Below are 24,682 nucleotides of genomic sequence, written 5' to 3' on the forward strand. Positions count from 1 at the left end.
CCAAGGGGTGGGCTCCTGGTTAATATGATTAAAGTGACAAAATTAAATGGGAAATCATTTTACTTAAATGCGGTTCATATTGAATTGATTGAATCATTCCCTGATACAACGATTACCCTATCTAATGGAAAAAAGTTTGTTGTAAAAGAGTCAGAGAGTGTGGTTTGTAAGAAAATAATAAAGTTTTATCAAGAGATAAATGTTCTTTCATCGCGAAAGAGCATGGAGGTACTGGAAGATGAATAAAAAGCTTTTAAGCATCATGCTCGTTATCATCATATCCATTACACTGATTGGTGTAACAGCTCTATTTGTTGTGATGAAATTTGTAAATACAGATGATGAGAATAAGACTCCTTCAATTGAAGAAGTTGTTGAAGCATCTGTTGATATACCTGAAATTACAACAAATTTAGCAACTGGTAATATTGTTCGCCTTGCTTTCAAATTAGAAACTGATTCTAAAAAGGCAAAAGAAGAACTTGAAAAAAGAGAATTTCAAGTTCGTGATATTATCATTTCTGAGCTTGCAAATATGACATCTGAACAGCTTGAAGGAAAAGAAGGTATGGACAAACTAAAGGAAGTTGTAAAGAATGAAGCAAATAAATTAATGCACGAAGGTAAGGTTGAGAAGGTCTACACAACTTCCTATATTCTTCAATAGTTTTTCATACATGTAATTCCGGGAGGTGAAGATATTGGCAAGTGATATAATGTCCCAAAGTGAAATTGATGCCTTGCTATCGGCCATTTCAACAGGAGAAATGGATGCAGATGAGTTAAAAAAAGAAGAAGCAGAGAGAAAAGTTAGAGTTTATGACTTCAAAAGAGCACTTCGTTTTTCTAAAGATCAAATTCGAAGCTTAACACGAATTCATGATAACTTTGCTAGGCTTTTAACGACCTATTTCTCAGCACAACTAAGAACGTATATTCACATTAATGTCGCATCAGTTGATCAATTACCATATGAAGAATTTATTCGTTCAATTCCTAAAATGACTGTGCTCAATGTCTTTGAGGTTCAACCGCTCGAAGGTCGCGTATTAATGGAAGTTAATCCAAACATTGCTTATGCAATGTTGGATCGTGTACTTGGTGGGTTAGGTACAAGTGTGAATAAAATAGAAAATTTAACTGAAATTGAAAATAAAATTATGTCCAATCTTTTTGAAAAGTCTCTAGAAAATTATCAAGAAGCTTGGAATTCAATTATTGAAGTAGAACCAATGATGACTGATTTTGAAGTGAATCCGCAATTTTTGCAAATGGTATCGCCGAATGAAACAGTTATTGTGATTTCATTGAATACACAAATTGGTGAAACGAGTGGCATGATTAACTTGTGTATTCCGCATGTTGTTCTCGAACCCATCATTCCTAAATTGTCCGTACATTATTGGATGCAATCTGATCGAAAAGAGCCTAAACCACATGAAATCGAGGCATTACAAAAGCAAATTCGTCGTGCTGAGCTTCCAATTATTGCTGAACTTGGTACAGCTGATATCTCGATACAGGATTTCTTACAGCTACAGTTAGGTGATGTTATTCAATTAGATAAATCCATCGACAAACCATTGGTGGTAAAAATAGGAGATAAACCGAAATTCACTGGACAACCAGGTAAAATCAACAAAAAATTAGCGGTTCAAATTATTGACCACTTATCGAGAGGTGACGAAGATGGTGAGTAACAATATGTTATCACAAGACGAAATCGATGCTCTGTTGAAGGGAACAGGTAACGATCATTCGGAGCAATCTACCGAAGAAGAAAACACACCTAAAATTAAAGATTACTTCAATGAGATGGAGCAAGACGCAATTGGTGAGATAGGGAATATATCCTTTGGTAGCTCTGCAACTGCTCTATCAACGTTGTTACATCAAAAAGTAGAAATAACAACACCCAGTGTGGCAATTGTTCTTAAAAGTAAACTAAGAAATGAGTTTCCACATCCATATGTCGCAATAAATGTTAGTTATACAGAAGGTTTTACAGGGAGTAATTTGTTAGTAATTAAGCAGAGTGACGCAGCGATAATTGCTGATTTAATGATTGGTGGAGACGGAACGAACCCTGATGAAATGCTAGGGGAAATTCAAATAAGTGCTGTTCAAGAGGCGATGAACCAAATGATGGGTTCTGCGGCAACCTCAATGTCAACGGTGTTTAATAAAAAAGTAGATATTTCACCACCTAGAGTCGAGCTTCTTGATGCAAATGAAGGTGAAGATAGTGATGCAATACCAGAAGATCACTTATTCCTAAAGGTTTCGTTTCGCTTAAAAATTGGGACCTTAATTGATTCAAATATCATGCAGCTTTTGCCTGTACACTTTGCACAGGAACTAATTAGAGAACTGATGAATCCAGAGCCTGAAATAGCTGCGACGGCTGAAGCGGTAAGAGAAGAAATTCATACACCACCCACCGAACAAGCTGTGTATAACGAACCAATTGCTTATCAACAACAAACAAATCAATATCAGCAGCCTATGGGACATTCGCAAAGTTATGCAATGCCTGGGCAACAATATATGCATCCCCCTGCGGAGCAGCCGTCAGTTAACGTGAAGCCGGCAGATTTTTCTAACTTTGAACCTGTTAATTATCACCAACCTGACGTTCAAAATTTAGATATGTTATTAGATATACCTCTGCAAGTAACCGTTGAATTAGGAAGAACGAAACGATCAGTTAAGGAAATATTAGAACTTTCTTCAGGGTCTATTATAGAATTGGATAAACTGGCTGGCGAGCCTGTTGATATTCTCGTAAATAATAAAATTGTTGCAAAAGGCGAGGTTGTGGTCATCGATGAGAATTTCGGTGTTCGAGTAACAGATATCGTAAGCCAAAAAGAAAGATTAAATAAAATAAGATAATTAATAGGAGTGGAAAAAAACAATGGCACACAAAATTATGATCGTTGACGATGCAGCATTTATGAGAATGATGATTAAAGATATACTAACAAAAAATGGATATGAAGTAGTAGCTGAAGCGGCTGACGGAGCCCAAGCTGTTGAAAAATATAAAGAAACACAACCAGATCTTGTAACGATGGATATTACAATGCCTGAGATGGATGGAATCGCATCACTTAAAGCAATCAAACAAATCAACCCAAATGCAAAAGTCATCATGTGTTCAGCGATGGGTCAACAATCAATGGTTATTGATGCAATTCAAGCTGGAGCCAAAGACTTTATTGTAAAACCTTTCCAAGCGGACCGAGTATTAGAGGCAATTGGTAAAACATTAAGTTAAAAGGTGGCAAATACATTGCTTCAGAGAAGACTCATCTTATTGCTGTTCATCATAAGTATATTTCTTGCTCCACCCCTTTCATTAACTGTAAAAGCCGAGCAGTCTAATGGAAGTGTTTATGAACTGCTTAATCCGGATGAAGAAAAAAAGGAAGAGACTGAAGAAGAACCGGTGCCTGAGGACAAGCCAATAGAGGTAGAGAAAAACAATGAGTCTCTGTCTGTAACTGCAGGCGATATGATAAAGATGGTCTTTGCGCTAGCTTTTGTACTGTTTCTCATTTATTTTCTTCTAAAGTTTGTCACAAAGCGGAATCGATTGTTTCAACAATTTCGCTACATTGAAAACATAGGCGGTACAAGTCTTGGGCCTAATAAATCAGTACAAATGATTAAAGTTGGGGAAAGAGTATTAGTTGTCGGTGTAGGTGAAACCATTCAATTATTAAAAGAAATTGATGACATAGATGAATGTGAAAAAATTCTCGTTGAGCATGAGCGTAAACATCAGCAAACGATAGAACCAATGGATGTATTCCAAAAGGTGTCTCAGCAGTTATTGAGAAAATCACCAAATGTAAAATCGGGTTCACCATCAACGTTTTCGACAACATTTAAGGAACAGCTAAACAACATTAAAAACGAACGTAGCGAACAATTTGAGGATCTTAAGAGAAAGGGTTTAAATAAGAATGAATGAATTTATGGAGTTTTTTAATGGCAGCGATCCGGAAAATGTAAGTACATCAGTACAATTACTGCTGCTGTTAACAGTTTTATCCATTGCGCCCAGCATCTTAATTTTAATGACTTGCTTTACACGAATCATTATTGTCCTTTCATTTGTTCGTACATCTCTAGCAACTCAATCAATGCCACCGAATCAAATTCTAATCGGTATTTCGCTTTTTTTGACTTTTTTCATCATGGCTCCTACCTTTACAGAGGTTAATGAACAAGCACTAACGCCATTATTTAATGAAGAAATTCAATTAGAAGAAGCCTATGAACGAGCGGCCATTCCATTTAAAGAATTTATGAGTAAGCATACTCGACAAAAAGACTTAGCATTATTTTTAAATTACGCTGGAATTGAAAGACCTGAAACGGTCCAAGATATTCCACTAACTGCACTTGTTCCAGCATTTGCAATAAGCGAGATTAAAACTGCCTTTCAAATTGGATTTATGATATTTATTCCTTTTTTAGTAATTGACATGGTTGTGGCTAGTGTCCTGATGTCAATGGGGATGATGATGTTACCACCTGTTATGATTTCCTTACCATTTAAGATCTTGTTATTTGTTCTGGTTGATGGTTGGTATTTAGTTGTGAAATCATTACTTCAAAGCTTTTAATAAAATGTTATCAGATTTTTAGAGTGGGTGAAAAAGAATGAGTTCGGAGTTTGTCATATCATTAGCAGAAAAAGCAGTCTACACAACGTTGATTATTTGTGGTCCACTCTTGCTCTTAGCACTAGTGATCGGACTTGTCGTCAGTATTTTTCAAGCAACCACCCAAATTCAAGAGCAAACATTAGCCTTCATCCCTAAAATTGTTGCTGTACTAGTTGGATTAATTTTCTTTGGTCCCTGGATGTTAACAACTTTGCTTTCATATGCGGAAGATATTTTAGGTAATCTGAATAGGTTTGTGGGATAACAAATGGTAAGTATTCTTGAGAACTTTCCAGCTTTTTTACTTGTATTAATGAGGGTTTCTGCATTTTTTGTAACACTGCCATTATTTTCTTACCGCACCATTCCTAATACACATAAAATTGGTTTCTCCTTTTTTCTCACTTGGATCATTTTCTTTACGTTAGAAGTACCCGTAATAGAAATTGACGGACAATACGTCATGCTCATATTAAAAGAAGCAATTTTGGGGTTGCTTTTAGGGTTTGCTGCATATTTCATTTTAACCGCTGTACAAATTGCGGGTAGCTTTATTGATTTTCAAATGGGATTTGCGATTGCTAATGTACTTGATCCGCAAACAGGTGCTCAAAGTCCATTGATTGGTCAATTTCTATATACCTTTGCACTGTTGCTAATGCTTAGCTTAAACGCTCATCATCTACTGCTTGATGGGATCTTTTATAGCTATCAATACGTTCCAATCGATCAGCTGTTTTTACCGTTTGGTGATGAAAATATCGCGGATTTTATTGTAACAACCTTTAATTCCATGTTTATAATTGCTTTTCAGATGTCGATTCCAGTTGTAGGTTCACTATTTCTTGTAGATGTTGCTTTAGGTATTGTTGCAAGAACTGTACCGCAATTGAACATCTTTGTTGTCGGTGTGCCTATTAAAATCTTAGTCAGCTTCATTATGCTGATTTTAGTTATGGGAGCTCTATTTCTTCTCATGGAACAATTGTTTGAAATGATGACTTACACGATGCGATCCTTAATGGAGTTGTTTGGAGGTACTCAGGGATGAACCAACTTAGACTTGATTTACAGTTCTTTTCTGGTGAAAAAACTGAAAAAGCAACACCTCGTAAACGTCAAGACTCAAGGAAAAAGGGACAGGTTGCAAAAAGTGCTGATGTGAATACTGCTCTAACCCTGCTAGCTGTTTTTCTCTCATTTTTATTCATTGGTTCATTTATGAGAGAGCGCATTGTCAACTTATTAAGAGCAACCTTTCAAGACTATTTGCTTATTGATTTAACGCAGCAAAATGTTCATAGCTTGTTTATAACGATGTCTTATCACTCGGCCTTTTTATTAGCACCAATTATGGCAGTTGCATTAATTGCTGGCGTTTTAAGCAATTATTTACAAGTTGGTTTTTTATTTTCTGCGGAAGCAGTACAAATGAAACTAGATAAAGTAAATCCGATACAAGGCTTTAAAAGAATTTATTCCGTTCGTGCACTTGTTGAACTACTTAAATCATTGCTAAAGATATTATTTGTTGGTGTAGTCACGTTCGCAGTTCTTTGGTTAGATATGGACAAGGTCTTAAGGTTGTCCCACTTAACGGTGGAACAATCACTTATCTATATTGCTCAACTAACTGTTAAGATGGGATTATTTGCTTCAGCGGCTTTACTTTTTTTATCATTACTAGATTATCTCTATCAAAAATATGATTTTGAAAAAAATATTCGAATGTCGAAACAAGACATTAAAGATGAATACAAAAAGTCTGAAGGCGATCCACTAATAAAATCGAAAATTAAGCAAAAGCAACGTGAAATGGCGATGAGACGCATGATGCAGGAAGTACCAAATGCAGATGTTATCATCACAAACCCAACTCACTTTGCAATCGCTCTTAAATATGATGAAGAGAAAAGTGATGCCCCATATATCGTTGCCAAAGGTGTAGATTTAGTTGCACAAAAAATTAAAGAGATTGCAAGAGTAAATAATATTATTACGGTAGAAAATAGACCTTTAGCTAGAGCACTATATGATCAAGTCGAAATAGGACATGCTGTTCCAGAAGAATATTTTAAAACAGTGGCTGAAATTTTAGCGTATGTATACAGGTTGAATACAAAGTAAGAGTTAAGATTACGAGAATTGAAAGTGTTAAGGAGAGAAAAAAATCATGGCAGCAAGAGATTTATCCGTATTACTAAGCGTCATTCTCATTGTAGCGATGCTTATTATACCATTTCCACATTGGTTACTTAGCTTTCTTATCATTATCAATATATCTCTTGCTTTATTGGTTATTCTTACATCTATGAATATGAAAGAACCATTGGATTTTGCAATTTTCCCCTCATTAATTCTATTACTAACATTATTTCGACTTGGGTTAAATGTATCAACAACTCGTGCAATTCTGTCTGAGGGAGATGCGGGGAAAGTAGTAGAAACATTTGGCACCTTTGTAACTGGAGGCAATGTGTTAGTTGGTTTTGTTGTTTTCATCATCCTTATCATTATTCAATTCATCGTAATAACAAAAGGATCTGAACGTGTTTCAGAAGTAGCAGCTCGTTTTACTTTGGATGCAATGCCAGGAAAACAAATGAGTATTGATGCTGACCTGAATGCAGGAGTGATTTCAGAACATCAAGCACGTGAAAGACGTGAAAAAGTATCAAGAGAAGCCGATTTTTATGGTGCCATGGACGGTGCAAGTAAATTTGTAAAAGGAGATGCCATTGCAGGCGTAATTATTGTGCTAATTAATATGATGTTTGGCATCATAATAGGAATGATGCAAATGGGAATGGGCTTTGGTGAAGCGGCTGGCCACTTCACGATGTTAACAGTTGGGGATGGAATCGTTAGTCAAATACCAGCCTTATTAATATCCACTGCAACTGGTATTGTTGTGACAAGGGCTGCATCTGAAGGAAATCTAGGATCAGATATTACCGATCAATTATTCGCTTACCCATCAATGCTTTACGTTGCAGCAGGAACTATTTTTTTATTAGGTCTATTTACTCCAATTGGTCTTTTTATCACACTTCCAATCGCAGGCATTATGGCTTTTGGAGCATATAGGATTTCAAAATCAAAAAATCAACAAGATCAAAATGAAGAAGAAATCGAAGAAGAAATTGAAATGGATGAAATGAAGAGTCCAGAAAGTGTCGTTAATCTTTTAAATGTAGATCCAATTGAGTTTGAGTTTGGATACGGTTTAATCCCTCTTGCGGACACTAATCAAGGTGGTGACCTTCTCGATCGGATTGTCATGATTCGAAGACAACTTGCGATTGAAATGGGGTTAGTTATCCCAGTCGTTAGGATACGAGATAATATACAGTTACAACCGAATGAGTACCGTCTAAAGATTAAAGGCAATGAAATGGCTCGAGGAGAAATTTTACTTGATCATTATTTAGCAATGGCACCAGGTATTGAAGACGATTCAATTGAAGGTATCGACACAATTGAGCCATCATTCGGGTTGCCGGCTAAGTGGATTACAGAAGAAATGAAAGATTCTGCAGAAATGTTTGGATACACAGTAGTTGATCCACCATCCGTCGTATCGACACATATTACAGAAATGATTAAACAGCATGCGCATGAATTGTTGGGAAGACAGGAAACAAAACAACTTATTGATCATCTAAAAGAATCATATCCGATCTTAGTTGATGAAGTGACACCTACCCCTCTGGGAATTGGTGAAATTCAAAAGGTCCTTTCAAAATTATTACGAGAAAAGGTTTCAATACGAAATTTACCGGTGATTTTTGAAACGCTGGCTGATTTCGGAAAAATGAGTTCAGATACCGAGCTTTTAGGTGAATATGTGAGACAAGCACTTGCGAAACAAATTACGAGTCAGTATGCAAGCGCAAATCAAACTCTAAAGGTCATTACATTATCTGGAAAAGTTGAAAAAGCAGTTGCAGATGGAGTTCAACAAACTGATCATGGAAACTACTTATCAATTGATCCAGAATTATCACAAACGATTATAGAAGCAATTGCAAAGGAAGTTGAACAGCTTTCTATCCAAGAACAAACTCCAATTCTGTTATGTTCACCAGCGGTTAGAATGTACGTTCGACAGTTAACAGATCGGTACTTCCCGCAACTACCAGTTTTGTCTTATAACGAATTAGAAGCAAATGTTGAAGTTCAGAGTGTCGGGGTGGTGAATGTGATATGAAGGTAAAGAAATATATTGCTTTAAACATGCAAGAAGCGATGAAAAAAATTCGATCTGAGCTTGGTAATGATGCGGTCATTTTAAATTCAAAAGTAATTTATACAGGTGGCTTTATAGGTCTTTTTACCAAGAAAAAAATAGAAGTAATTGCTGCTATGGACCCTGATGTCCCATCACGCCCACTAACACAAAAACAAGAACTTCCAAGGGAAAAACGAACACCACTACAGAATCTAGAAGGCCAGATTACAGGTCAAAGTAACCTTTTAGTAAACCAACCAGTGTTACTGAATGAATTAAAAGAACTAAAAGGCCTTATTCAATCGATTACTGCAAATGAACAAGAAAACTTTTATCCAGAACCAATTAAAAGGATTCACGAACAACTTATTCAAAAAGGTGTTAGTGCTTTAATAAGAGGGATCGTCACAGCAGAATTGTTAGAGCGGTGGTATTGTTCCAATGGGAATCTTGCTAATGAAGAAGTAGAGAAGAATCTTAAAGAGATTTTAGTAAATCAAATCCAGCAGCTTGCCTTTACAGGAATTTCCTACAAAAAAAAATCATTAATGTGATAGGACCTACGGGGGTAGGGAAGACGACCACACTCGCCAAGCTAGCTGCGGAGTGTATGCTTCAACAAAAAAAGAGTGTTGCATTTATAACAACTGATACTTACAGAATTGCTGCAATCGATCAGTTAAAAACATATGCAAAAATATTAGATGCACCTATTGAAGTTTGTTACAACATCGAAGACTTTAAGGAAGCAAAGCAGAAACTTCAACATTTTGATCATGTGTATATCGATACTGCTGGTCGTAACTTTCGCAACTTACAGTATGTGAAAGATTTGCAATCAATTATTGATTTTGACCAGGAAATGGAAACGTTTTTAGTTTTAGCGGCCACTTCTAAACTCGAGGATATGCTTGCAGTATACGAACAGTTCTCATTACTACACGTCGATAAACTGATTATTACAAAACTTGATGAAACAGCTACAAAAGGAGCGCTGCTTGATTTAATGGTTAAAACGAAGAAAGGAATTGCCTATACAACTCATGGCCAAAATGTCCCGGATGATATTCAACATTCAACTAGTGAACGAATTATAGATGAGATATTGAGGTAGGTAATGATGACAGATCAAGCGGCACGTCTAAGAGAACAATTAAATATGCGTCATAATCAACCTAAACAGGCACACACCATCGCTGTTACGAGTGGCAAAGGCGGAGTAGGAAAATCAAATTTTTCTCTAAACTTTTCCCTTGCTCTTTTAAAAGAAAACCATCGTGTTTTACTATTTGATTTAGATATAGGGATGGGGAACATTGAGATTCTCATTGGATCTAGCTCTCAACACACAATCGTTGATTTTTTAGAACAACAGCTCTCGATAGCAGATATTATAACTAAGGGCCCGAGCGGCTTGGATTATATTTCAGGTGGCACAGGGTTAACGAATCTATTCAAGCTGAGTGAATCTAAATTTCAACATTTTGCTTCACAGCTAGAGCGGGTTTTTCATCATTATGACTATGTCATTTTTGATATGGGAGCAGGTATTTCAGAGGATGCCCTAAGATTCATATTATCAGTTGATGAAATCATCGCTATTACAACTCCTGAGCCAACATCGCTTACAGATGCGTATGCAGCGATTAAATATATTTGTATCAATAACGATTCAATTCCATTTTCCATCGTTGTGAATCGATCCTACGATCGAAAAGTTGGGGAATCAACCTACCAACGTCTATCACTAACAATAAAACAATTTCTAAGTAGGGATATACCACTATTAGGTACAATTCCTGATGACCCTAGCATCATGAAAGCTGTTATTCATCAAACGCCATTTTTACTCTATCAACCAAATTCACAAGCGAGTAAAGCGCTGATTAACCTTACAAGTGATTATCTGAAAAGTAAGTCAACAAGTTCAAGCAATATAGAGCAAAAAGCCTTTATCACCAAGCTAAAAAGCTTCTTCATGAAAGGTAGGTAAAAATGATGAGTAAGATTAAAATACTCGTCGTTGATGATTCTGCTTTCATGAGAAAATTAATTGCCGATTTTCTCAGCGAGGATAAACAACTAGAAGTCATTGCAACGGCGAGAAATGGTGAAGATGCTCTAAAAAAGATTGCGACACTTCAACCAGATGTTGTCACACTAGATATTGAAATGCCGGTTATGAATGGTTTGGAAGCGCTAAAAGAAATTATGGAGAGATTTCCACGACCGGTGATTATGTTGTCTAGTACGACGCAAGAAGGTGCAGAAAATACAATTTTATCTCTTCAATACGGAGCAGTCGATTTTATCACCAAGCCTTCTGGTGCAATTTCGCTTGATCTTCATGTGATAAAAGAGGAACTAAAGCAAAAAGTAATTTCAGCCAAATCAGCTAATATAAGAAAAATGCACCAGGTTGATCCACAAAAAAAGACTGCACCATTACAACCTGAATATAGTAAAATAGACACATATAAGGATAAAAGAACTAGTAAAATCGAATTAAATAATAAAAAACCATTTTTAATATGTATAGGAACCTCTACAGGAGGTCCTAGAGCGTTACAACAAGTACTACCTAAATTTCCAAAAGACTTAGATGGTCCAATATTTATCGTTCAGCATATGCCCCCTGGCTTTACACAATCACTAGCTGTTCGACTAAATTCAGTATCAGAAATAGAAGTGAAGGAAGCAGAAGACGGTGAAATTGTTAAAAAGGGTGTTGCCTATATTGCGCCAGGTGGCTCGCATTTAAAAGTCATCAAGCTAGGAACAAAACTTGTTGTTAAGATCGATCAATCAGCTATACGAAATGGTCACCGTCCCTCAGTGGATGTGCTGTTCGAATCAATGTCAGAATTAGTAGATTATCAAAAGGTTGCGGTCATTATGACAGGTATGGGTTCTGACGGTACATCAGGATTAAAAAAACTTAAATCCACAGCTAATGTAAAAGCGATATCCGAATCTGCTCACACCTCTGTGGTGTTTGGAATGCCTAAATCAGCAATGGCTACAAATCTCGTTGACACTGTAGAAGATGTACAAAACATTGCAATGTCTGTTTTAAACTACATACAAAAATAAGGGCGTGACACAATGGATATGAATCAGTATTTAGAGATCTTTATTGAAGAAAGTAAAGAACATCTTCAAGCGTGTAATGAAAAAATACTAGATCTAGAAAAAAACCCAAGTGATTTATCAATAGTTAATGATATCTTTCGTTCTGCACATACATTAAAAGGTATGAGCGCAACAATGGGTTATGAAGATTTAGCAAGTCTAACACACCAAATGGAAAATGTACTTGATGCCATTCGTAATGAAAAGCTAATGGTAACGCCTACGATCTTAGACGTTGTTTTTGCATCTATTGATCTTCTTGAAGAAATGGTCTTGTCTATTGCAGAAGGTGGAGACGGTAAAAAGGATGTCTCACCGGTTGTAGCTCAATTGAAAAAAATTGAAAACGGTGAGGAACTTACCTCAGTTACTAGTAGTGAACCACCAACTTTTAATAATGAAACCACAATGCAAACGATTCATGAATATGATGACTTCGAGTATACAGTCATTCAGCAGTCAAAAGAACAAGGCTTTCATTCATATGAAATTAAAATTGCCCTTCGTGAGGACTGTCTTTTAAAGGCAGCACGTGTGTTTATGGTATTTGAAATTCTAGAGCAGATCGGAGAAGTAATAAAGGCAGTGCCTTCTGTTGATTTACTAGAAGAGGAAAAATTTGATTCACAGTTTACAGTTGCAGTGATTTCAAAAGAAAGCACTGACGACATAAAAAGTCGTGTTCTAAAAGTTTCAGAGATTGATAGTGTTAGTGTTAATCCATTGAATCTTGAACAACTGAAGTCTTCCAAGCAACGATCTGTAGAATCGGAAACAGAAGCTGTTAACATAATTGAAGAGACTAAACAAGAAGTAGCTGCTTCAGTAGCAGTGGATCCGTCTGCAAAGGCTTCCCCTAAGCAAAATGTAGCAACAAGCTCTAAGACGATACGTGTTAACATCGAACGCTTAGATATTTTAATGAACCTTTTTGAAGAACTAGTCATTGATCGAGGACGACTTGAGCAAATTTCAAAAGAGCTGAACAATAGTGAACTCGATGAAACCGTTGAAAGAATGTCGAGAATTTCGGGTGATTTACAAACTATTATTTTGAATATGCGAATGGTTCCAGTCGAAACGGTATTTAACCGTTTCCCTCGAATGATTCGTCAACTTGCAAAAGACCTTAACAAAAAAATTAATCTTGATATTATTGGAGCTGACACTGAACTAGACCGGACAGTTATTGATGAGATAGGTGACCCACTCGTTCATTTACTAAGAAATGCAATCGATCATGGAGTTGAGATGCCACAAGATCGCTTGAAGAAGGGTAAGCCTGAACAAGGAAATGTTGTTTTAAGTGCTTATCATAGTGGAAATCATGTGTTTATTGAAATTGAGGATGATGGGGCAGGAATTAGTCGTGACCGTGTTCTAAAAAAAGCAATTGAGCGTGGTGTCGTGACAGAGCAATTAGCATCTACGTTAACAGATAAACAAGTGTATGAGTTAATTTTCTCTTCCGGTTTTTCAACGGCCGATCAAATTTCAGATATTTCTGGTCGTGGAGTAGGTCTTGATGTTGTTAAAAGTACGATTGAATCACTTGGTGGAACAGTGTCAATTGATGCTCAAGAAGGAAAGGGCTCACTTTTCTCTATCCAACTTCCATTAACACTTTCAATTATTTCTGTGATGCTGGTAGAACTACAAAAGGAAAAATTCGCAATCCCATTATCATCAATTATAGAAACAGCCGTTATAAAAAAAGAAGAAATCCTTCACGCACACAATCAAAAAGTGATTGATTTTAGAGGGAAAATTGTCCCTCTAGTAAACTTAAAAGATATTTTTGAAGTTCCAACAGAGGTCGAAAACGAAGAATATATTTCTTTGGTTATCGTCCGAAAAGGAGAAAAAATGGCGGCAATGGTTGTCGACTCCTTTATTGGTCAACAAGAAATTGTCCTTAAATCACTTGGCAATTATTTAACTACAGTATTTGCTATTTCTGGGGCGACAATTCTCGGAGATGGACAAGTTGCTTTAATCATTGATTGCAATTCGTTAATTAAATAAGAACGGACGTAGATTGTAAAAATGAAGGAGGTTTCCATAATGAGTGAGTATATAACATCTGACGTTAAGGTCATCGTTTTTCAATTAAAAAATGAGGAATATGGTATACCAGTTCAACAAGTTCGTTCAATTGAAAAAATTCAACATGTTACACGGGTACCTCGAACTGCTTCTTTTATTAAAGGAGTGATCAATTTAAGAGGTGTTGTAACGCCAATTTTAGATTTAAGAAAGAGATTTGGTCTTGAAGAAATTGGATACAATGAGAGTACTAGAATAATCATTGTTACGATTAATAAAATCGAAGCAGGCTTAATTGTTGATGCAGCAAACGATGTACTTGATATTGAAAAGGATCTTATTGAACCTGCTCCAGAAGTAGTTGGATCTATTGAAGTAGAATATATTCAAGGTGTAGCAAAACTGGATAAACGATTAATTATCATGCTTGAATTAGAAAGTGTATTGAACTCTGAAGAAGCGCGTTCGCTTCAAACGATATAGAGGTACTTAAATGGATTACTTAAGTGGTATCACCGCACGGCACATGGATATTCTTAAGGAGATCGGCAACATCGGTGCTGGTCATTCAGCAACAGCTTTATCGAAACTATTAAATAAGAAAATTGATATGACAGTTCCTGATGTTAAATTGGTTTCCTTTAACGAACTTACAGAATGGTTAGGTGGCCCAGAAGTTGTTGTAGCTAGTGTTTTTCTAAGAATAGAAGGTGACGTACCGGGATCATTATTTTTCGTATTAGCTGTCGAACAAGCAGAGCGTTTTGTTAAACAACTAATTGCCGATGAAGACTTTTCTCTTAAACAGCCTCCGTTTCTGGAAATTGGACTTTCAGCATTTCAAGAATTAGGTAATATTTTAACTGGTTCTTATTTGTCATCATTGTCAGACTTAACGAAGTTGGATTTATACCCTTCTGTCCCTGCTTTATCAATTGACATGTTTGGAGCAGTTATTAGTCATGGATTGATTGAGTTATCTCAAGTAAGTGACTACGCAATCATCATAGATACAGCTATTAAGGAAGAAGATCAGTCAGAAAATGTATCAGTAAAAGGGCATTTCTTTTTACTACCAGATCCTGAATCGTTTGATATACTGTTTGCTGCTTTAGGAGTAAACAGTGATGCTTGAGATATTGGACGTTGTAAAGGTTGGTATAGCTGATTTAAATGTGGTTAAGGCTCCAGAGCGGATCCGTACTTCAGGATTAGGTTCATGTGTAGGTCTTATTCTTTATGATCAATTGCGACAGATAGCTGGATTGGCACACATTATGTTACCAGATTCAACACTAGGGAAAATAGGTAGCATTAATGATGCAAAATATGCAGACACAGCAGTCAAGAAACTAATTAAAGATGTTGTTACCATTGGTGCAAAAGAATATTCACTAAAAGCAAAAATTGCAGGTGGCGCTCAAATGTTTCAATTTCAAACTTCCAATGACCTGATGAGGATAGGTCCTAGAAACGTGGAAGCAATTAAAGAGCAATTAAAACTTTTTCATATTCCACTAGTAAGTGAAGATGTCGGTGGTAGCAGTGGACGAACAATTGAATTTGATCCTAGCACTTGTGATTTAGTTATTAAAACCGTTAATCAAGGAACGAAAACCATTTAGACAAAACCATAGAAAACATCATGTAGAGGGGGGAGCCGACTGTGACACAGTTATCTTCTTCAGAAGAACAATTAATTTGGCAAAAATGGGTACATTCACGTGACTCTCATGCAGGTGATACCCTCATCAAACGATACATGCCACTCGTTTCCTATCACGTACAACGAATTTCGGTCGGATTGCCCAAATCGGTTAGTAAGGACGATTTAATGAGCTTAGGAATGTATGGTTTATATGATGCAATGGAAAAGTTTGACCCGAATCGAGATTTGAAGTTCGAAACGTATGCTTCTTTCCGGATAAGAGGTGCCATTATTGATGGACTTCGAAAAGAAGATTGGCTTCCACGCAGTTCTAGAGAAAAAGCGAAACGAGTAGAAGCAACAATTGAAAAGCTAGAACAGCACTATCTACGTAATGTGTCCGCAAGCGAGATAGCTTATGAGCTGGGAATTCCAGAGGATGAAGTGGTCAGTGTAGTCAATGAAGGTTTTTTTGCAAATGTTCTTTCAATTGATGACCATCTTCATGATCAAGAGGACGGGGAGAATATTGGAATTATTATAAAAGATAGTAATCATGTAAGCCCCGAAGAAAAAATGGTCAAAGTAGAGCTTATTTCACAACTTTCTGAAGTTATTACCCAACTTAGTGAAAAGGAACAACTTGTCGTTAGTTTATTTTATCATGATGAACTAACATTAACAGAAATTGGAAAAGTTATGAATTTATCGACATCAAGAATTTCACAAATCCATTCTAAAGCGTTATTTAAATTAAGAAAAATCTTAGAGAATGTGATTCATTAAGGTGAGGTTTGAATAATCTTTATTGATTTTTTCGAATTAGGAAGGATGTCTATGACAAGCATATTATTATTTATAAGCATTGTTCTTCACGCAGTTTCCTTTTACTTTATTATTGTTCTTTATACGAAATACTCGACAATTAAACAATTGACTGAGTCTCAAAAAAGTCTCTATGAAGAGACAGAACATACCTTAACTTCGTACTTACTTGAAGTAAAAGATGAAAATCAGAAACTGATTGACGAATTTAAAAAGGAACTACACACGACTAGGAGCAAGACAGTTTCAAAAGTAAGCCCTTTAATACAAGGAATTGAAAAAGTAAAAAGCGAAGAAACAATTGCATATGATGAGTTACCGTCTCATTTAATTGGAATGCCAGAGGTTAAAGATATTGTCGAGATTAAAAATGAGTCAAGTTCCTCCTCAACGCAAAAAAACAAGTTGCCATATGATATTGAGGCTATAAATCTTTTTAAAGATGGTTATACTGTTGGTCAAATTGCTAAAAAGTTAAACAAAGGTAGAACTGAAATTGATCTTCTTCTCAAATTTCGTCATAAGTAGTCAATTCTAGCTTGATTGTCGTATATCAATATGTTATATTAATTTTTGGTGTTAATACACACGTTCATAGATTTAAAGCAGTGGTGCTGTCATGTGACAGTTTTGTTTTAAAGATGATATGAGCGGAGGAGAAAAGAAACCATTAGGAGGAACAAACAAATGTCAGTAATTTCAATGAAACAACTACTTGAAGCAGGTGTTCACTTCGGTCACCAAACACGCCGTTGGAACCCAAAAATGAAACGTTACATCTTTACAGAGCGTAACGGAATCTATATTATCGACCTTCAAAAGACAGTTAAAAAGGTTGAGGAAGCTTATAAATTCGTTAGAGATTTATCTGCTGACGGAGGTCAAGTACTTTTCGTTGGTACGAAAAAGCAAGCTCAAGATTCTGTGAAAGATGAAGCAGAGCGTTCAGGAATGTATTACATTAACCAACGTTGGTTAGGTGGTACGTTAACAAACTTTGAAACAATCCAAAAGCGTGTTAGACGTCTAAAAGACATCGAAAGAATGCAAGAAGATGGAACGTTTGAAGTACTTCCTAAAAAAGAAGTTGTTCAACTTAAAAAAGAATTAGAACGTCTTGAGAAATTCCTTGGCGGAGTTAAAGATATGAAAAAACTTCCAGACGCACTATTCATTATTGATCCACGTAAAGAACGTATTGCAGTGGCTGAGGCACGTAAACTTAACATCCCTATCGTAGGTATCGTTGATACGAACTGTGACCCAGATGAAATCGATTATGTTATCCCTGCTAATGATGATGCAATTCGCGCTGTTAAGCTTCTTACTGCTAAAATGGCAGATGCAATTTTAGAATCTAAACAAGGTGAAGAAACAACTACTGCTTAATTTAGACGGGAGGTGATAAGGGGGAAAGGCCTTTTATCACCTTTTTTTAAAGTTAAGTTATCTTACATAGGTTTTATAAAAATAAAGGAGGATTACTCTAATGGCTGTTACTGCACAAATGGTAAAAGAATTACGTGAAAAAACTGGTGCTGGAATGATGGATTGTAAAAAAGCACTTACTGAAACAAATGGTGATATGGAGAATGCAATTGACTACCTTCGCGAAAAAGGGATTGCAAAGGCTGCCAAAAAAGGCGACCGTATTGCTGCTGAAGGTTTAACTTTAATTTCAGTAGAAGGAAACGAAGCGGTTATCCTTGAAGTTAATTCTGAAACTGACTTTGTTGCAAAAAATGAAGGCTTCAAAACTTTAATCAATGAAGTAGCTGCTCACCTATTATCTAAAAAACCTGCAAATGTCGAAGAGGCACTTACACAAACAATGGACAATGGTTCTACTGTTGAAACGTATATCAATGAAGCAATTGCGAAAATTGGAGAGAAACTGACACTACGTCGTTACTCAATTGTTTCTAAAACAGATAGCGATGCTTTTGGCGCATATTTACACATGGGCGGACGTATCGGTGCATTAACTGTTCTAGAAGGTACAACAGATGAAGCTGCAGCGAAAGATGTTGCAATGCATATTGCTGCAGTAAACCCTAAATACGTTTCACGCGATGAAGTGTCCGAGGAAGAAACTGCACGTGAACGCGAAGTACTAACTCAGCAAGCTCTTAACGAAGGTAAGCCTGAAAAAATCGTCGCTAAAATGGTTGAAGGACGTCTAAGTAAGTATTTTGAAGATATCTGCTTACTTGACCAAAGCTTCGTTAAAAACCCTGATTTAAAAGTTAAGCAATTTGTTGAATCTAAAGGTGGAACAGTAAAAGCATTTATCCGCTACGAAGTTGGAGAGGGTATTGAAAAACGCCAAGATAACTTTGCTGAAGAAGTAATGAGTCAAGTGAAGAAATAATGAAGTTATTTTACCACTAGCTCAAATTACATTTTAAGAAGTGTAACCTAACCCTATATATAGGAGTAGGAAGGCTAGTAAGGTAATTTAATGTTCACATCAAGATAAGGGAGCACAAATTCGTGTTCCCTCTTTTTAAAAAGTAGTATTTGTTTTACTACAATATAGAATAGGATTTGGAGGTTATTATGAGCAATCCAAAATACAAGCGCATCGTATTAAAGTTAAGTGGAGAAGCACTAGCAGGTGATAATGGATTTGGGATTAATCCAACTGTTATTCAATCGGTAGCAAAACAAGTAAAAGAAATCGCAGAACTCGATGTAGAGGTCGCAGTAGTAGTTGGCGGAGGAAACATCTGGAGAGGGAAAATTGGTAGCGAGATGGGCATGGACCGTGCTACAGCAGATTACATGGGAATGCTAGCAACCGTGATGAATTCTTTAGCTCTTCAAGATAGCTTAGAAACACAAGGCATACAAACAAGGGTTCAAACCTCAATTGAAATGCGACAAGTTGCAGAACCATACATAAGAAGAAAAGCAATTCGTCACCTAGAGAAAAAGCGTGTTGTTATCTTTGCAGCAGGCACAGGAAACCCATACTTCTCTACAGACACAACTGCCGCTTTACGTGCAGCTGAAATTGAAGCAGACGTAATTTTAATGGCAAAGAATAATGTCGATGGTGTGTATAGCGCTGATCCGAGAATTGATGAAAATGCAGTGAAGTATGAAGAACTATCCTATTTAGATGTACTTAAAGAGGGCCTAGCAGTTATGGATTCTACTGCATCGTCACTTTGTATGGATAATGACATTCCACTTATTGTCTTCTCGGTCATGGAGGAAGGCAACATCAAGCGAGTTGTTCTTGGAGAAAATATCGGAACGATTGTAAGGGGGAAATAATTGTGGCTAAACAAGTAATAGTTAGTGCGAAGGAAAAAATGGAAAAAGCAGTATCAGCATACAGCAGAGAGCTCGCAACAGTACGTGCAGGACGTGCAAGTGCTTCACTTTTAGATAAAATCATGGTGGATTACTATGGTGCTCCGACTCCTGTTAATCAATTAGGATCAATTAGTACACCGGAAGCTCGTTTATTAGTGATTCAACCTTATGACAAATCCGTGTTAAGTGATATCGATAGAGCAATCCAAAAGTCTGACCTTGGGTTATCTCCTTCAAATGATGGAACATTAATTCGTTTGGCAATTCCAGCACTTACTGAAGAACGCCGTAAGGATCTTGTAAAGCTTGTTAAAAAATATTCTGAAGAAGCAAAAGTGGTTGTACGAAATGTTCGCCGGGACGCAAATGACGACTTGAAAAAGTTAGAAAAAAACGGTGAGATTACAGAAGATGAACTAAGAAACAATACTGAAAGTGTACAAAAATTAACAGATGAGTATATCGTAAAAGTAGAAAATGTAACAAAGGATAAAGAAAAAGAAATAATGGAAGTTTAATGCAAAACTATGTACAATAGTCTTGTATGATAGAAAAGACCCTCTAACGTTTACAGGGGGTTTTTTTGTTAATACTGTTAACAAAAAAGCTAAAACCATTTAAAGTTACAGCTAACTTTTCTGTCTAATGTCCGAACATATTTTATCCTTTGAAAAATGTTTCATCCTATTAAAAAAAGAGATTAGAATTAGTGGGTGATGGAGGAATCTCATGCTCAACTTACTCAAAAGACTAAAGAGTGGTCCAAAACCTTCAGATCAATACGTGTTATCAAAAGAAGAAATTTTAAAAAGCGTGATACCGTATCATATTGCAATTATTATGGATGGCAACGGTAGATGGGCAAAAAAACGTGCGTTGCCTCGTATTGCAGGTCATCATGAAGGCATGAAGGTTGTTAGAAGAATGACGAAGCTTGCAAATGAGCTTGGTGTGGGGGCTTTAACGCTATATGCTTTTTCAACAGAAAATTGGAAAAGACCGAAAACAGAAGTAGATTATTTAATGAAGCTCCCAGAGGAATTTCTCAATACCTTTTTACCTGAATTGATTCAAGAGAACGTTCAGGTTCGTATTATGGGCGACAAAACTCGCCTCCCTGTTCATACTTTAAATGCTGTCGAAAAAGCAATTTTGAAAACGCAGGATAACACAGGTCTTATTTTAAACTTCGCTCTTAATTATGGGAGCAGGGCTGAGATAATTGGAGCTGTTCAAACGCTCGTACAAGACGCGAAAAATGGACAAATTCATGAAAATCAAATTGACGAAACGTTATTCTCTACTTATTTAATGACACACTCACTAAAAGATCCTGATTTATTAATTCGAACGAGTGGTGAGATTAGACTTAGTAATTTTATGCTTTGGCAGCTAGCTTATACAGAGTTTTGGTTTACAGAAGTATTGTGGCCTGATTTTAGTGAAAAGAATTTTTTACAGGCTATTAACGAATTTCAACAAAGAGGACGCAGATTTGGTGGCGTTTAAAAGGTGATGAATCATACATGAAACAACGAATATTAACTGGTGTTCTTGCTGTAGCTCTATTTCTTCCATTTGTTATTTACGGTAACTTACCGTTCACTATATTTGTATATTTGCTAGGATCGATAGCATTATATGAACTATTAAAAATGAAAAGAATTTCTTTCTTTAGCTTTCCTGGAATTGCAAGTTTATTATTGCTATGGGTTCTATTAATTCCAAAACTTTATATAACAATATTAGATGATGTTAATTTCTCAAAGTTAGATATTGCCTTATTAGCTCTTTTGCTCTTTTTAACATATACCGTTATCACAAAGAATAGCTTCACTTTTGATGATGTCGGTTTTGTCATTCTATCAACCATATACATAGGAATAGGCTTTTATTATCTGATTGAAACTAGAATCTTAGGTATAGAGTGGGTGTTTTATGCCCTACTGATTATTTGGGCAACCGATTCCGGAGCATATTTTATCGGTAAATCATTGGGAAAAAGGAAATTATGGCCTGAAATTAGTCCGAACAAAACAGTTGAAGGCTCAATTGGTGGGGTAGTATCTGCACTTGTTGTCTCGCTGTTGTTTCAATTTATCGCACTTGAATTTTTTAATGGATTTGATGAATCTTACGTTAAAATTACAATAATTTCTATTGTTCTTTCTGTTTTTGGACAAATTGGTGATTTAGTAGAATCTGCTCTAAAACGCCATTATCAAGTCAAAGACTCAGGAAGAATATTACCAGGACATGGCGGGATTTTAGATCGCTTTGATAGCTTGTTATTTGTATTACCGATTTTACATTTCTTACTCGTACTTTTTTAATAGTGATTGGAAGTGAATTTGTGAAAAGAATTAGCTTGTTAGGGGCAACTGGTTCAATTGGTTTACAAACAATAGATGTAATTGCCGGGCATCCTGATCAATTCGAGTTAGTTGCAATGTCATTTGGTCGAAATGTTGATGAGGGAAAAAAGATAATTAATAAGTTTCTACCAAAGTTTGTCGCCGTACAGGATAAAGAAATATGTGAACAATTAGCATTAGAGTACTCTAGCCAGGACGTACATTTTTCTTTTGGAGAACAAGCATTAATTGATGCCGCTACATATGAGGGTGTTGAAATCGTTGTTAATGCGGTAGTTGGAAGTGTAGGTTTACTTCCTACGTTAAAAGCGATCGAAAATAAAAAAACGATTGCTCTTGCAAACAAAGAGACTCTCGTTACTGCTGGACATTTAGTTACGGAACATGCTAAAAAATATGGAGTAGATCTTTTACCGGTTGATAGTGAACATTCAGCAATCTTTCAGTGCTTACAAGGAGAAAACGTTCGAAATATTGAGCGTTTAATCATAACGGCATCGGGTGGCAGCTTTAGAGATAAAAAACGTGCTGAGTTAACTGAAGTTACTGTTGAGCAAGCTCTTAATCACCCTAACTGGTCAATGGGTGCTAAAATCACCATTGATTCAGCGACAATGATGAACAAGGGTTTAGAAGTAATTGAAGCCCATTGGCTGTTTAATATGCCATACGAAAATATTGACGTGTTATTACATAAAGAAAGTATTATTCATTCCTTAGTAGAGTTTCGTGATCGGAGTGTAATGGCTCAATTAGGTACACCCGACATGAGAGTACCAATTCAATATGCGCTATCCTATCCTGATCGCTTTCCATTACCACAAGGAAAATCATTACAGCTTTGGGAATTAGGGAAGTTGCATTTTGAAAAAGCTGATTTTGAACGCTATCGTTGCTTACAATTCGCATTCGATTCAGGTAAAATAGGTGGTACAATGCCAACGGTTCTTAATGCAGCAAATGAAGAAGCTGTTTCTGCCTTTTTAGAAGGGAAAATTAAGTTTTTACAAATTGAAGACTTCATTGAAAGAGCAATGGCGAACCACCGGGTGATTGGTCAACCTAGCTTAGATATTATTCAAGAAGTTGATAAAGACACACGTAAATACGTTCAATCATTCATTTCATAAAGGTGGTATATATGTGAACACAGTGATAGCGTTTGTTATTATATTTGGAGCACTTGTTTTTTTTCACGAACTCGGTCATTTAATTTTTGCTAAACGCGCTGGGATTTTATGCCGTGAGTTTGCAATTGGCTTTGGACCGAAAATATTTTCATTTAAAAAAGATGAGACCGTTTATACGATAAGACTTCTTCCAATCGGTGGTTTTGTAAGAATGGCTGGAGAAGATCCTGAAATGATTGAAGTAAAGCCAGGATATAATATCGCTCTACTTCTTAATAAAGAAAATAAAGTTGAAAAAGTCATTTTGAACAATAAAGAAAAATACCCACAAGCGAGAGTTATTGAGGTTGAAAAAGCTGACCTTGAACACGAAATGTATATTACAGGCTATGAACAAGGCGAAGATGAAGTTTTGCAACGATTTGAAGTGAGTGATCATTCTTTCTTTGTGGTAGATGGTCAAGAAGTTCAAATCGCTCCATACAATCGCCAATTTTCATCAAAAACATTAGGACAGAGAACTGCAGCGATTATTGCAGGGCCTGCGATGAATTTCTTGTTAGCGTTTGTTATCCTTTTTGCCCTTGGCTTTATCCAAGGTGCTCCTGTTGAAGACCCTAAACTTGGACAATTAACAGAGGACGGAGCAGCAAAAGAAGCAGGTCTTCAAGAAAATGACACGGTATTATCCATTGATGGGGAAGACACTTCAAGTTGGTTAGAAGTGGTGGAGATTATTCGTGATAATCCAGAAACAGAATTAACATTTATTGTTGATCGGGCTGGAGAAACACTTCAATTTGAAGTCGTTCCTGAGGCAAACAAAGCAGGAGAAGTTACGATTGGTCGAATAGGAGCTTTTGGTCCTGTTGATAAATCATTCTCTAGTTCTCTACAATATGGATTTGTTGAAACCTACACTTGGACAAAAGAAATTTTATTTGGACTTGGACAGCTAGTAACGGGTCAGTTTTCAATCGATATGCTTTCAGGACCTGTTGGTATCTATGATATAACAGATCAAGTGGCAGATTCGGGCGTCGTTAATTTAATGCGTTGGGCTGCTATTTTAAGTATCAATTTAGGGATTGTGAACATGCTTCCCATTCCTGCTCTCGACGGTGGCCGCTTGTTATTCTTCCTTATTGAAGCATTACGTGGCAAACCAATTGATCGACAAAAGGAAGGGCTTGTCCATTTTGTTGGCTTTGCATTGTTAATGTTATTAATGCTTGTCGTAACATGGAATGACATTCAACGAATCTTTTTATAAAAGTTAGTGTAACTTATCC

At 36.4% G+C, this 24,682-nt stretch carries 29 protein-coding genes; all 29 read left to right on the top strand.

The features are described from left to right. Positions 1–24 precede the first annotated feature (24 nt). Entirely contained in the window at positions 25–246 is a 222-nt protein-coding gene (locus ACFFIX_RS07555; protein WP_378932164.1) for a flagellar FlbD family protein, read from the top strand. Beyond that, entirely contained in the window at positions 239–667 is a 429-nt protein-coding gene (gene fliL, locus ACFFIX_RS07560) for a flagellar basal body-associated protein FliL (protein WP_378932166.1), read from the top strand. Before ACFFIX_RS07555 ends, fliL begins: the two co-directional genes overlap by 8 nt. Positions 668–701: 34 nt before the next feature. Further along, on the top strand, positions 702–1,700 hold the full coding sequence (gene fliM, locus ACFFIX_RS07565) for a flagellar motor switch protein FliM (RefSeq protein ID WP_378932168.1): 999 nt from the start codon (positions 702–704) through the stop codon (positions 1,698–1,700). Beyond that, the gene (gene fliY / locus ACFFIX_RS07570) at positions 1,690–2,895 is read left to right on the top strand and encodes a flagellar motor switch phosphatase FliY (RefSeq protein ID WP_378932170.1); all 1,206 of its coding nucleotides are present in this window, start codon (positions 1,690–1,692) and stop codon (positions 2,893–2,895) included. Before fliM ends, fliY begins: the two co-directional genes overlap by 11 nt. Before the next feature lie 22 nt (positions 2,896–2,917). Next, entirely contained in the window at positions 2,918–3,280 is a 363-nt protein-coding gene (gene cheY / locus ACFFIX_RS07575) for a chemotaxis protein CheY (protein ID WP_378932172.1), read from the top strand. A gap of 15 nt (positions 3,281–3,295) precedes the next feature. After that, positions 3,296–3,979, top strand: coding sequence for a flagellar biosynthetic protein FliO (gene fliO, locus ACFFIX_RS07580; protein WP_378932173.1), 684 nt, complete (start codon positions 3,296–3,298; stop codon positions 3,977–3,979). Further along, positions 3,972–4,637, top strand: a complete 666-nt coding sequence (gene fliP / locus ACFFIX_RS07585) for a flagellar type III secretion system pore protein FliP (protein ID WP_378932175.1) — start codon at positions 3,972–3,974, stop codon at positions 4,635–4,637. Before fliO ends, fliP begins: the two co-directional genes overlap by 8 nt. A gap of 37 nt (positions 4,638–4,674) precedes the next feature. Further along, entirely contained in the window at positions 4,675–4,944 is a 270-nt protein-coding gene (gene fliQ / locus ACFFIX_RS07590) for a flagellar biosynthesis protein FliQ (RefSeq protein WP_378932177.1), read from the top strand. A gap of 3 nt (positions 4,945–4,947) precedes the next feature. After that, entirely contained in the window at positions 4,948–5,730 is a 783-nt protein-coding gene (fliR, locus tag ACFFIX_RS07595; RefSeq protein ID WP_378932179.1) for a flagellar biosynthetic protein FliR, read from the top strand. Continuing rightward, positions 5,727–6,806 (top strand): flagellar biosynthesis protein FlhB, encoded by a 1,080-nt coding sequence (flhB, locus tag ACFFIX_RS07600; protein WP_378932181.1) that lies wholly within the window; start codon positions 5,727–5,729, stop codon positions 6,804–6,806. Before fliR ends, flhB begins: the two co-directional genes overlap by 4 nt. Before the next feature lie 46 nt (positions 6,807–6,852). Further along, a complete protein-coding gene (flhA, locus tag ACFFIX_RS07605; RefSeq protein ID WP_378932183.1) occupies positions 6,853–8,889 on the top strand; it encodes a flagellar biosynthesis protein FlhA in 2,037 nt (678 codons plus the stop codon). Next, a complete protein-coding gene (locus ACFFIX_RS07610) occupies positions 8,886–9,464 on the top strand; it encodes a hypothetical protein (protein ID WP_378932185.1) in 579 nt (192 codons plus the stop codon). Before flhA ends, ACFFIX_RS07610 begins: the two co-directional genes overlap by 4 nt. Beyond that, positions 9,461–10,024, top strand: a complete 564-nt coding sequence (locus tag ACFFIX_RS07615) for a flagellar biosynthesis protein FlhF (RefSeq protein ID WP_378932187.1) — start codon at positions 9,461–9,463, stop codon at positions 10,022–10,024. Before ACFFIX_RS07610 ends, ACFFIX_RS07615 begins: the two co-directional genes overlap by 4 nt. Before the next feature lie 6 nt (positions 10,025–10,030). Continuing rightward, positions 10,031–10,903 carry a MinD/ParA family protein gene (locus ACFFIX_RS07620; protein WP_378932189.1) on the top strand — a complete coding sequence of 291 codons (873 nt, stop codon included), beginning with the start codon at positions 10,031–10,033 and terminating at the stop codon, positions 10,901–10,903. A gap of 5 nt (positions 10,904–10,908) precedes the next feature. Further along, positions 10,909–12,003, top strand: a complete 1,095-nt coding sequence (locus ACFFIX_RS07625) for a protein-glutamate methylesterase/protein-glutamine glutaminase (RefSeq protein ID WP_378932191.1) — start codon at positions 10,909–10,911, stop codon at positions 12,001–12,003. A 12-nt stretch (positions 12,004–12,015) separates the two neighbouring features. Further along, entirely contained in the window at positions 12,016–14,067 is a 2,052-nt protein-coding gene (locus ACFFIX_RS07630) for a chemotaxis protein CheA (RefSeq protein ID WP_378932192.1), read from the top strand. Positions 14,068–14,106: 39 nt separating this feature from the next. Further along, a complete protein-coding gene (locus ACFFIX_RS07635; RefSeq protein ID WP_378932194.1) occupies positions 14,107–14,571 on the top strand; it encodes a chemotaxis protein CheW in 465 nt (154 codons plus the stop codon). Positions 14,572–14,581: 10 nt separating this feature from the next. Next, a complete protein-coding gene (locus ACFFIX_RS07640; protein ID WP_378932196.1) occupies positions 14,582–15,223 on the top strand; it encodes a chemotaxis protein CheC in 642 nt (213 codons plus the stop codon). Continuing rightward, the gene (locus ACFFIX_RS07645; RefSeq protein WP_378932198.1) at positions 15,216–15,713 is read left to right on the top strand and encodes a chemotaxis protein CheD; all 498 of its coding nucleotides are present in this window, start codon (positions 15,216–15,218) and stop codon (positions 15,711–15,713) included. The genes ACFFIX_RS07640 and ACFFIX_RS07645 overlap by 8 nt, the downstream gene beginning before the upstream one ends. Before the next feature lie 41 nt (positions 15,714–15,754). After that, positions 15,755–16,522, top strand: a complete 768-nt coding sequence (locus ACFFIX_RS07650) for a FliA/WhiG family RNA polymerase sigma factor (protein ID WP_378932200.1) — start codon at positions 15,755–15,757, stop codon at positions 16,520–16,522. Between the two features lie 51 nt (positions 16,523–16,573). Next, positions 16,574–17,089 carry a hypothetical protein gene (locus ACFFIX_RS07655; RefSeq protein WP_378932201.1) on the top strand — a complete coding sequence of 172 codons (516 nt, stop codon included), beginning with the start codon at positions 16,574–16,576 and terminating at the stop codon, positions 17,087–17,089. Between the two features lie 159 nt (positions 17,090–17,248). Further along, positions 17,249–17,950, top strand: a complete 702-nt coding sequence (gene rpsB / locus ACFFIX_RS07660) for a 30S ribosomal protein S2 (protein ID WP_378932203.1) — start codon at positions 17,249–17,251, stop codon at positions 17,948–17,950. Positions 17,951–18,050: 100 nt separating this feature from the next. Then, positions 18,051–18,932 carry a translation elongation factor Ts gene (gene tsf, locus ACFFIX_RS07665; RefSeq protein ID WP_378932205.1) on the top strand — a complete coding sequence of 294 codons (882 nt, stop codon included), beginning with the start codon at positions 18,051–18,053 and terminating at the stop codon, positions 18,930–18,932. 188 nt (positions 18,933–19,120) lie between these two features. Then, entirely contained in the window at positions 19,121–19,843 is a 723-nt protein-coding gene (gene pyrH / locus ACFFIX_RS07670) for a UMP kinase (protein ID WP_378932207.1), read from the top strand. 38 nt (positions 19,844–19,881) lie between these two features. Beyond that, positions 19,882–20,403: a ribosome recycling factor gene (gene frr, locus ACFFIX_RS07675; protein WP_378932429.1), complete on the top strand. Its 522-nt coding sequence runs from the start codon at positions 19,882–19,884 to the stop codon at positions 20,401–20,403. A 211-nt stretch (positions 20,404–20,614) separates the two neighbouring features. Continuing rightward, complete coding sequence (gene uppS, locus ACFFIX_RS07680) at positions 20,615–21,394, top strand: undecaprenyl pyrophosphate synthase (RefSeq protein WP_378932209.1); 780 nt, start codon at positions 20,615–20,617, stop codon at positions 21,392–21,394. A gap of 17 nt (positions 21,395–21,411) precedes the next feature. After that, positions 21,412–22,218 carry a phosphatidate cytidylyltransferase gene (locus ACFFIX_RS07685; protein ID WP_378932210.1) on the top strand — a complete coding sequence of 269 codons (807 nt, stop codon included), beginning with the start codon at positions 21,412–21,414 and terminating at the stop codon, positions 22,216–22,218. Between the two features lie 20 nt (positions 22,219–22,238). Then, positions 22,239–23,390 (top strand): 1-deoxy-D-xylulose-5-phosphate reductoisomerase, encoded by a 1,152-nt coding sequence (gene dxr / locus ACFFIX_RS07690; protein WP_378932212.1) that lies wholly within the window; start codon positions 22,239–22,241, stop codon positions 23,388–23,390. Positions 23,391–23,403: 13 nt separating this feature from the next. Next, a complete protein-coding gene (gene rseP, locus ACFFIX_RS07695) occupies positions 23,404–24,663 on the top strand; it encodes an RIP metalloprotease RseP (protein ID WP_378932214.1) in 1,260 nt (419 codons plus the stop codon). The last annotated feature ends 19 nt before the right edge of the window (positions 24,664–24,682 follow it).

The sequence above is a fragment of the Metabacillus herbersteinensis genome (assembly GCF_042433335.1).
GTDB classification, from domain to species: Bacteria; Bacillota; Bacilli; order Bacillales; family Bacillaceae; genus Metabacillus; species Metabacillus herbersteinensis.

Coding starts and splice junctions, on each gene's coding strand:
- cheY (WP_378932172.1), top strand. CDS start 2,918: ATGGCACACAAAATTATGATCGTTGACGATGCAGCATTTATGAGAATG.
- fliY (WP_378932170.1), top strand. CDS start 1,690: ATGGTGAGTAACAATATGTTATCACAAGACGAAATCGATGCTCTGTTG.
- ACFFIX_RS07655 (WP_378932201.1), top strand. CDS start 16,574: ATGACAAGCATATTATTATTTATAAGCATTGTTCTTCACGCAGTTTCC.
- pyrH (WP_378932207.1), top strand. CDS start 19,121: ATGAGCAATCCAAAATACAAGCGCATCGTATTAAAGTTAAGTGGAGAA.
- ACFFIX_RS07625 (WP_378932191.1), top strand. CDS start 10,909: ATGAGTAAGATTAAAATACTCGTCGTTGATGATTCTGCTTTCATGAGA.
- fliQ (WP_378932177.1), top strand. CDS start 4,675: ATGAGTTCGGAGTTTGTCATATCATTAGCAGAAAAAGCAGTCTACACA.
- ACFFIX_RS07635 (WP_378932194.1), top strand. CDS start 14,107: ATGAGTGAGTATATAACATCTGACGTTAAGGTCATCGTTTTTCAATTA.
- ACFFIX_RS07645 (WP_378932198.1), top strand. CDS start 15,216: ATGCTTGAGATATTGGACGTTGTAAAGGTTGGTATAGCTGATTTAAAT.
- ACFFIX_RS07640 (WP_378932196.1), top strand. CDS start 14,582: ATGGATTACTTAAGTGGTATCACCGCACGGCACATGGATATTCTTAAG.
- fliR (WP_378932179.1), top strand. CDS start 4,948: ATGGTAAGTATTCTTGAGAACTTTCCAGCTTTTTTACTTGTATTAATG.
- uppS (WP_378932209.1), top strand. CDS start 20,615: ATGCTCAACTTACTCAAAAGACTAAAGAGTGGTCCAAAACCTTCAGAT.
- ACFFIX_RS07630 (WP_378932192.1), top strand. CDS start 12,016: ATGGATATGAATCAGTATTTAGAGATCTTTATTGAAGAAAGTAAAGAA.
- fliP (WP_378932175.1), top strand. CDS start 3,972: ATGAATGAATTTATGGAGTTTTTTAATGGCAGCGATCCGGAAAATGTA.
- ACFFIX_RS07620 (WP_378932189.1), top strand. CDS start 10,031: ATGACAGATCAAGCGGCACGTCTAAGAGAACAATTAAATATGCGTCAT.
- flhB (WP_378932181.1), top strand. CDS start 5,727: ATGAACCAACTTAGACTTGATTTACAGTTCTTTTCTGGTGAAAAAACT.
- rpsB (WP_378932203.1), top strand. CDS start 17,249: ATGTCAGTAATTTCAATGAAACAACTACTTGAAGCAGGTGTTCACTTC.
- ACFFIX_RS07685 (WP_378932210.1), top strand. CDS start 21,412: ATGAAACAACGAATATTAACTGGTGTTCTTGCTGTAGCTCTATTTCTT.
- ACFFIX_RS07610 (WP_378932185.1), top strand. CDS start 8,886: ATGAAGGTAAAGAAATATATTGCTTTAAACATGCAAGAAGCGATGAAA.
- flhA (WP_378932183.1), top strand. CDS start 6,853: ATGGCAGCAAGAGATTTATCCGTATTACTAAGCGTCATTCTCATTGTA.
- tsf (WP_378932205.1), top strand. CDS start 18,051: ATGGCTGTTACTGCACAAATGGTAAAAGAATTACGTGAAAAAACTGGT.
- fliL (WP_378932166.1), top strand. CDS start 239: ATGAATAAAAAGCTTTTAAGCATCATGCTCGTTATCATCATATCCATT.
- ACFFIX_RS07555 (WP_378932164.1), top strand. CDS start 25: ATGATTAAAGTGACAAAATTAAATGGGAAATCATTTTACTTAAATGCG.
- frr (WP_378932429.1), top strand. CDS start 19,882: ATGGAAAAAGCAGTATCAGCATACAGCAGAGAGCTCGCAACAGTACGT.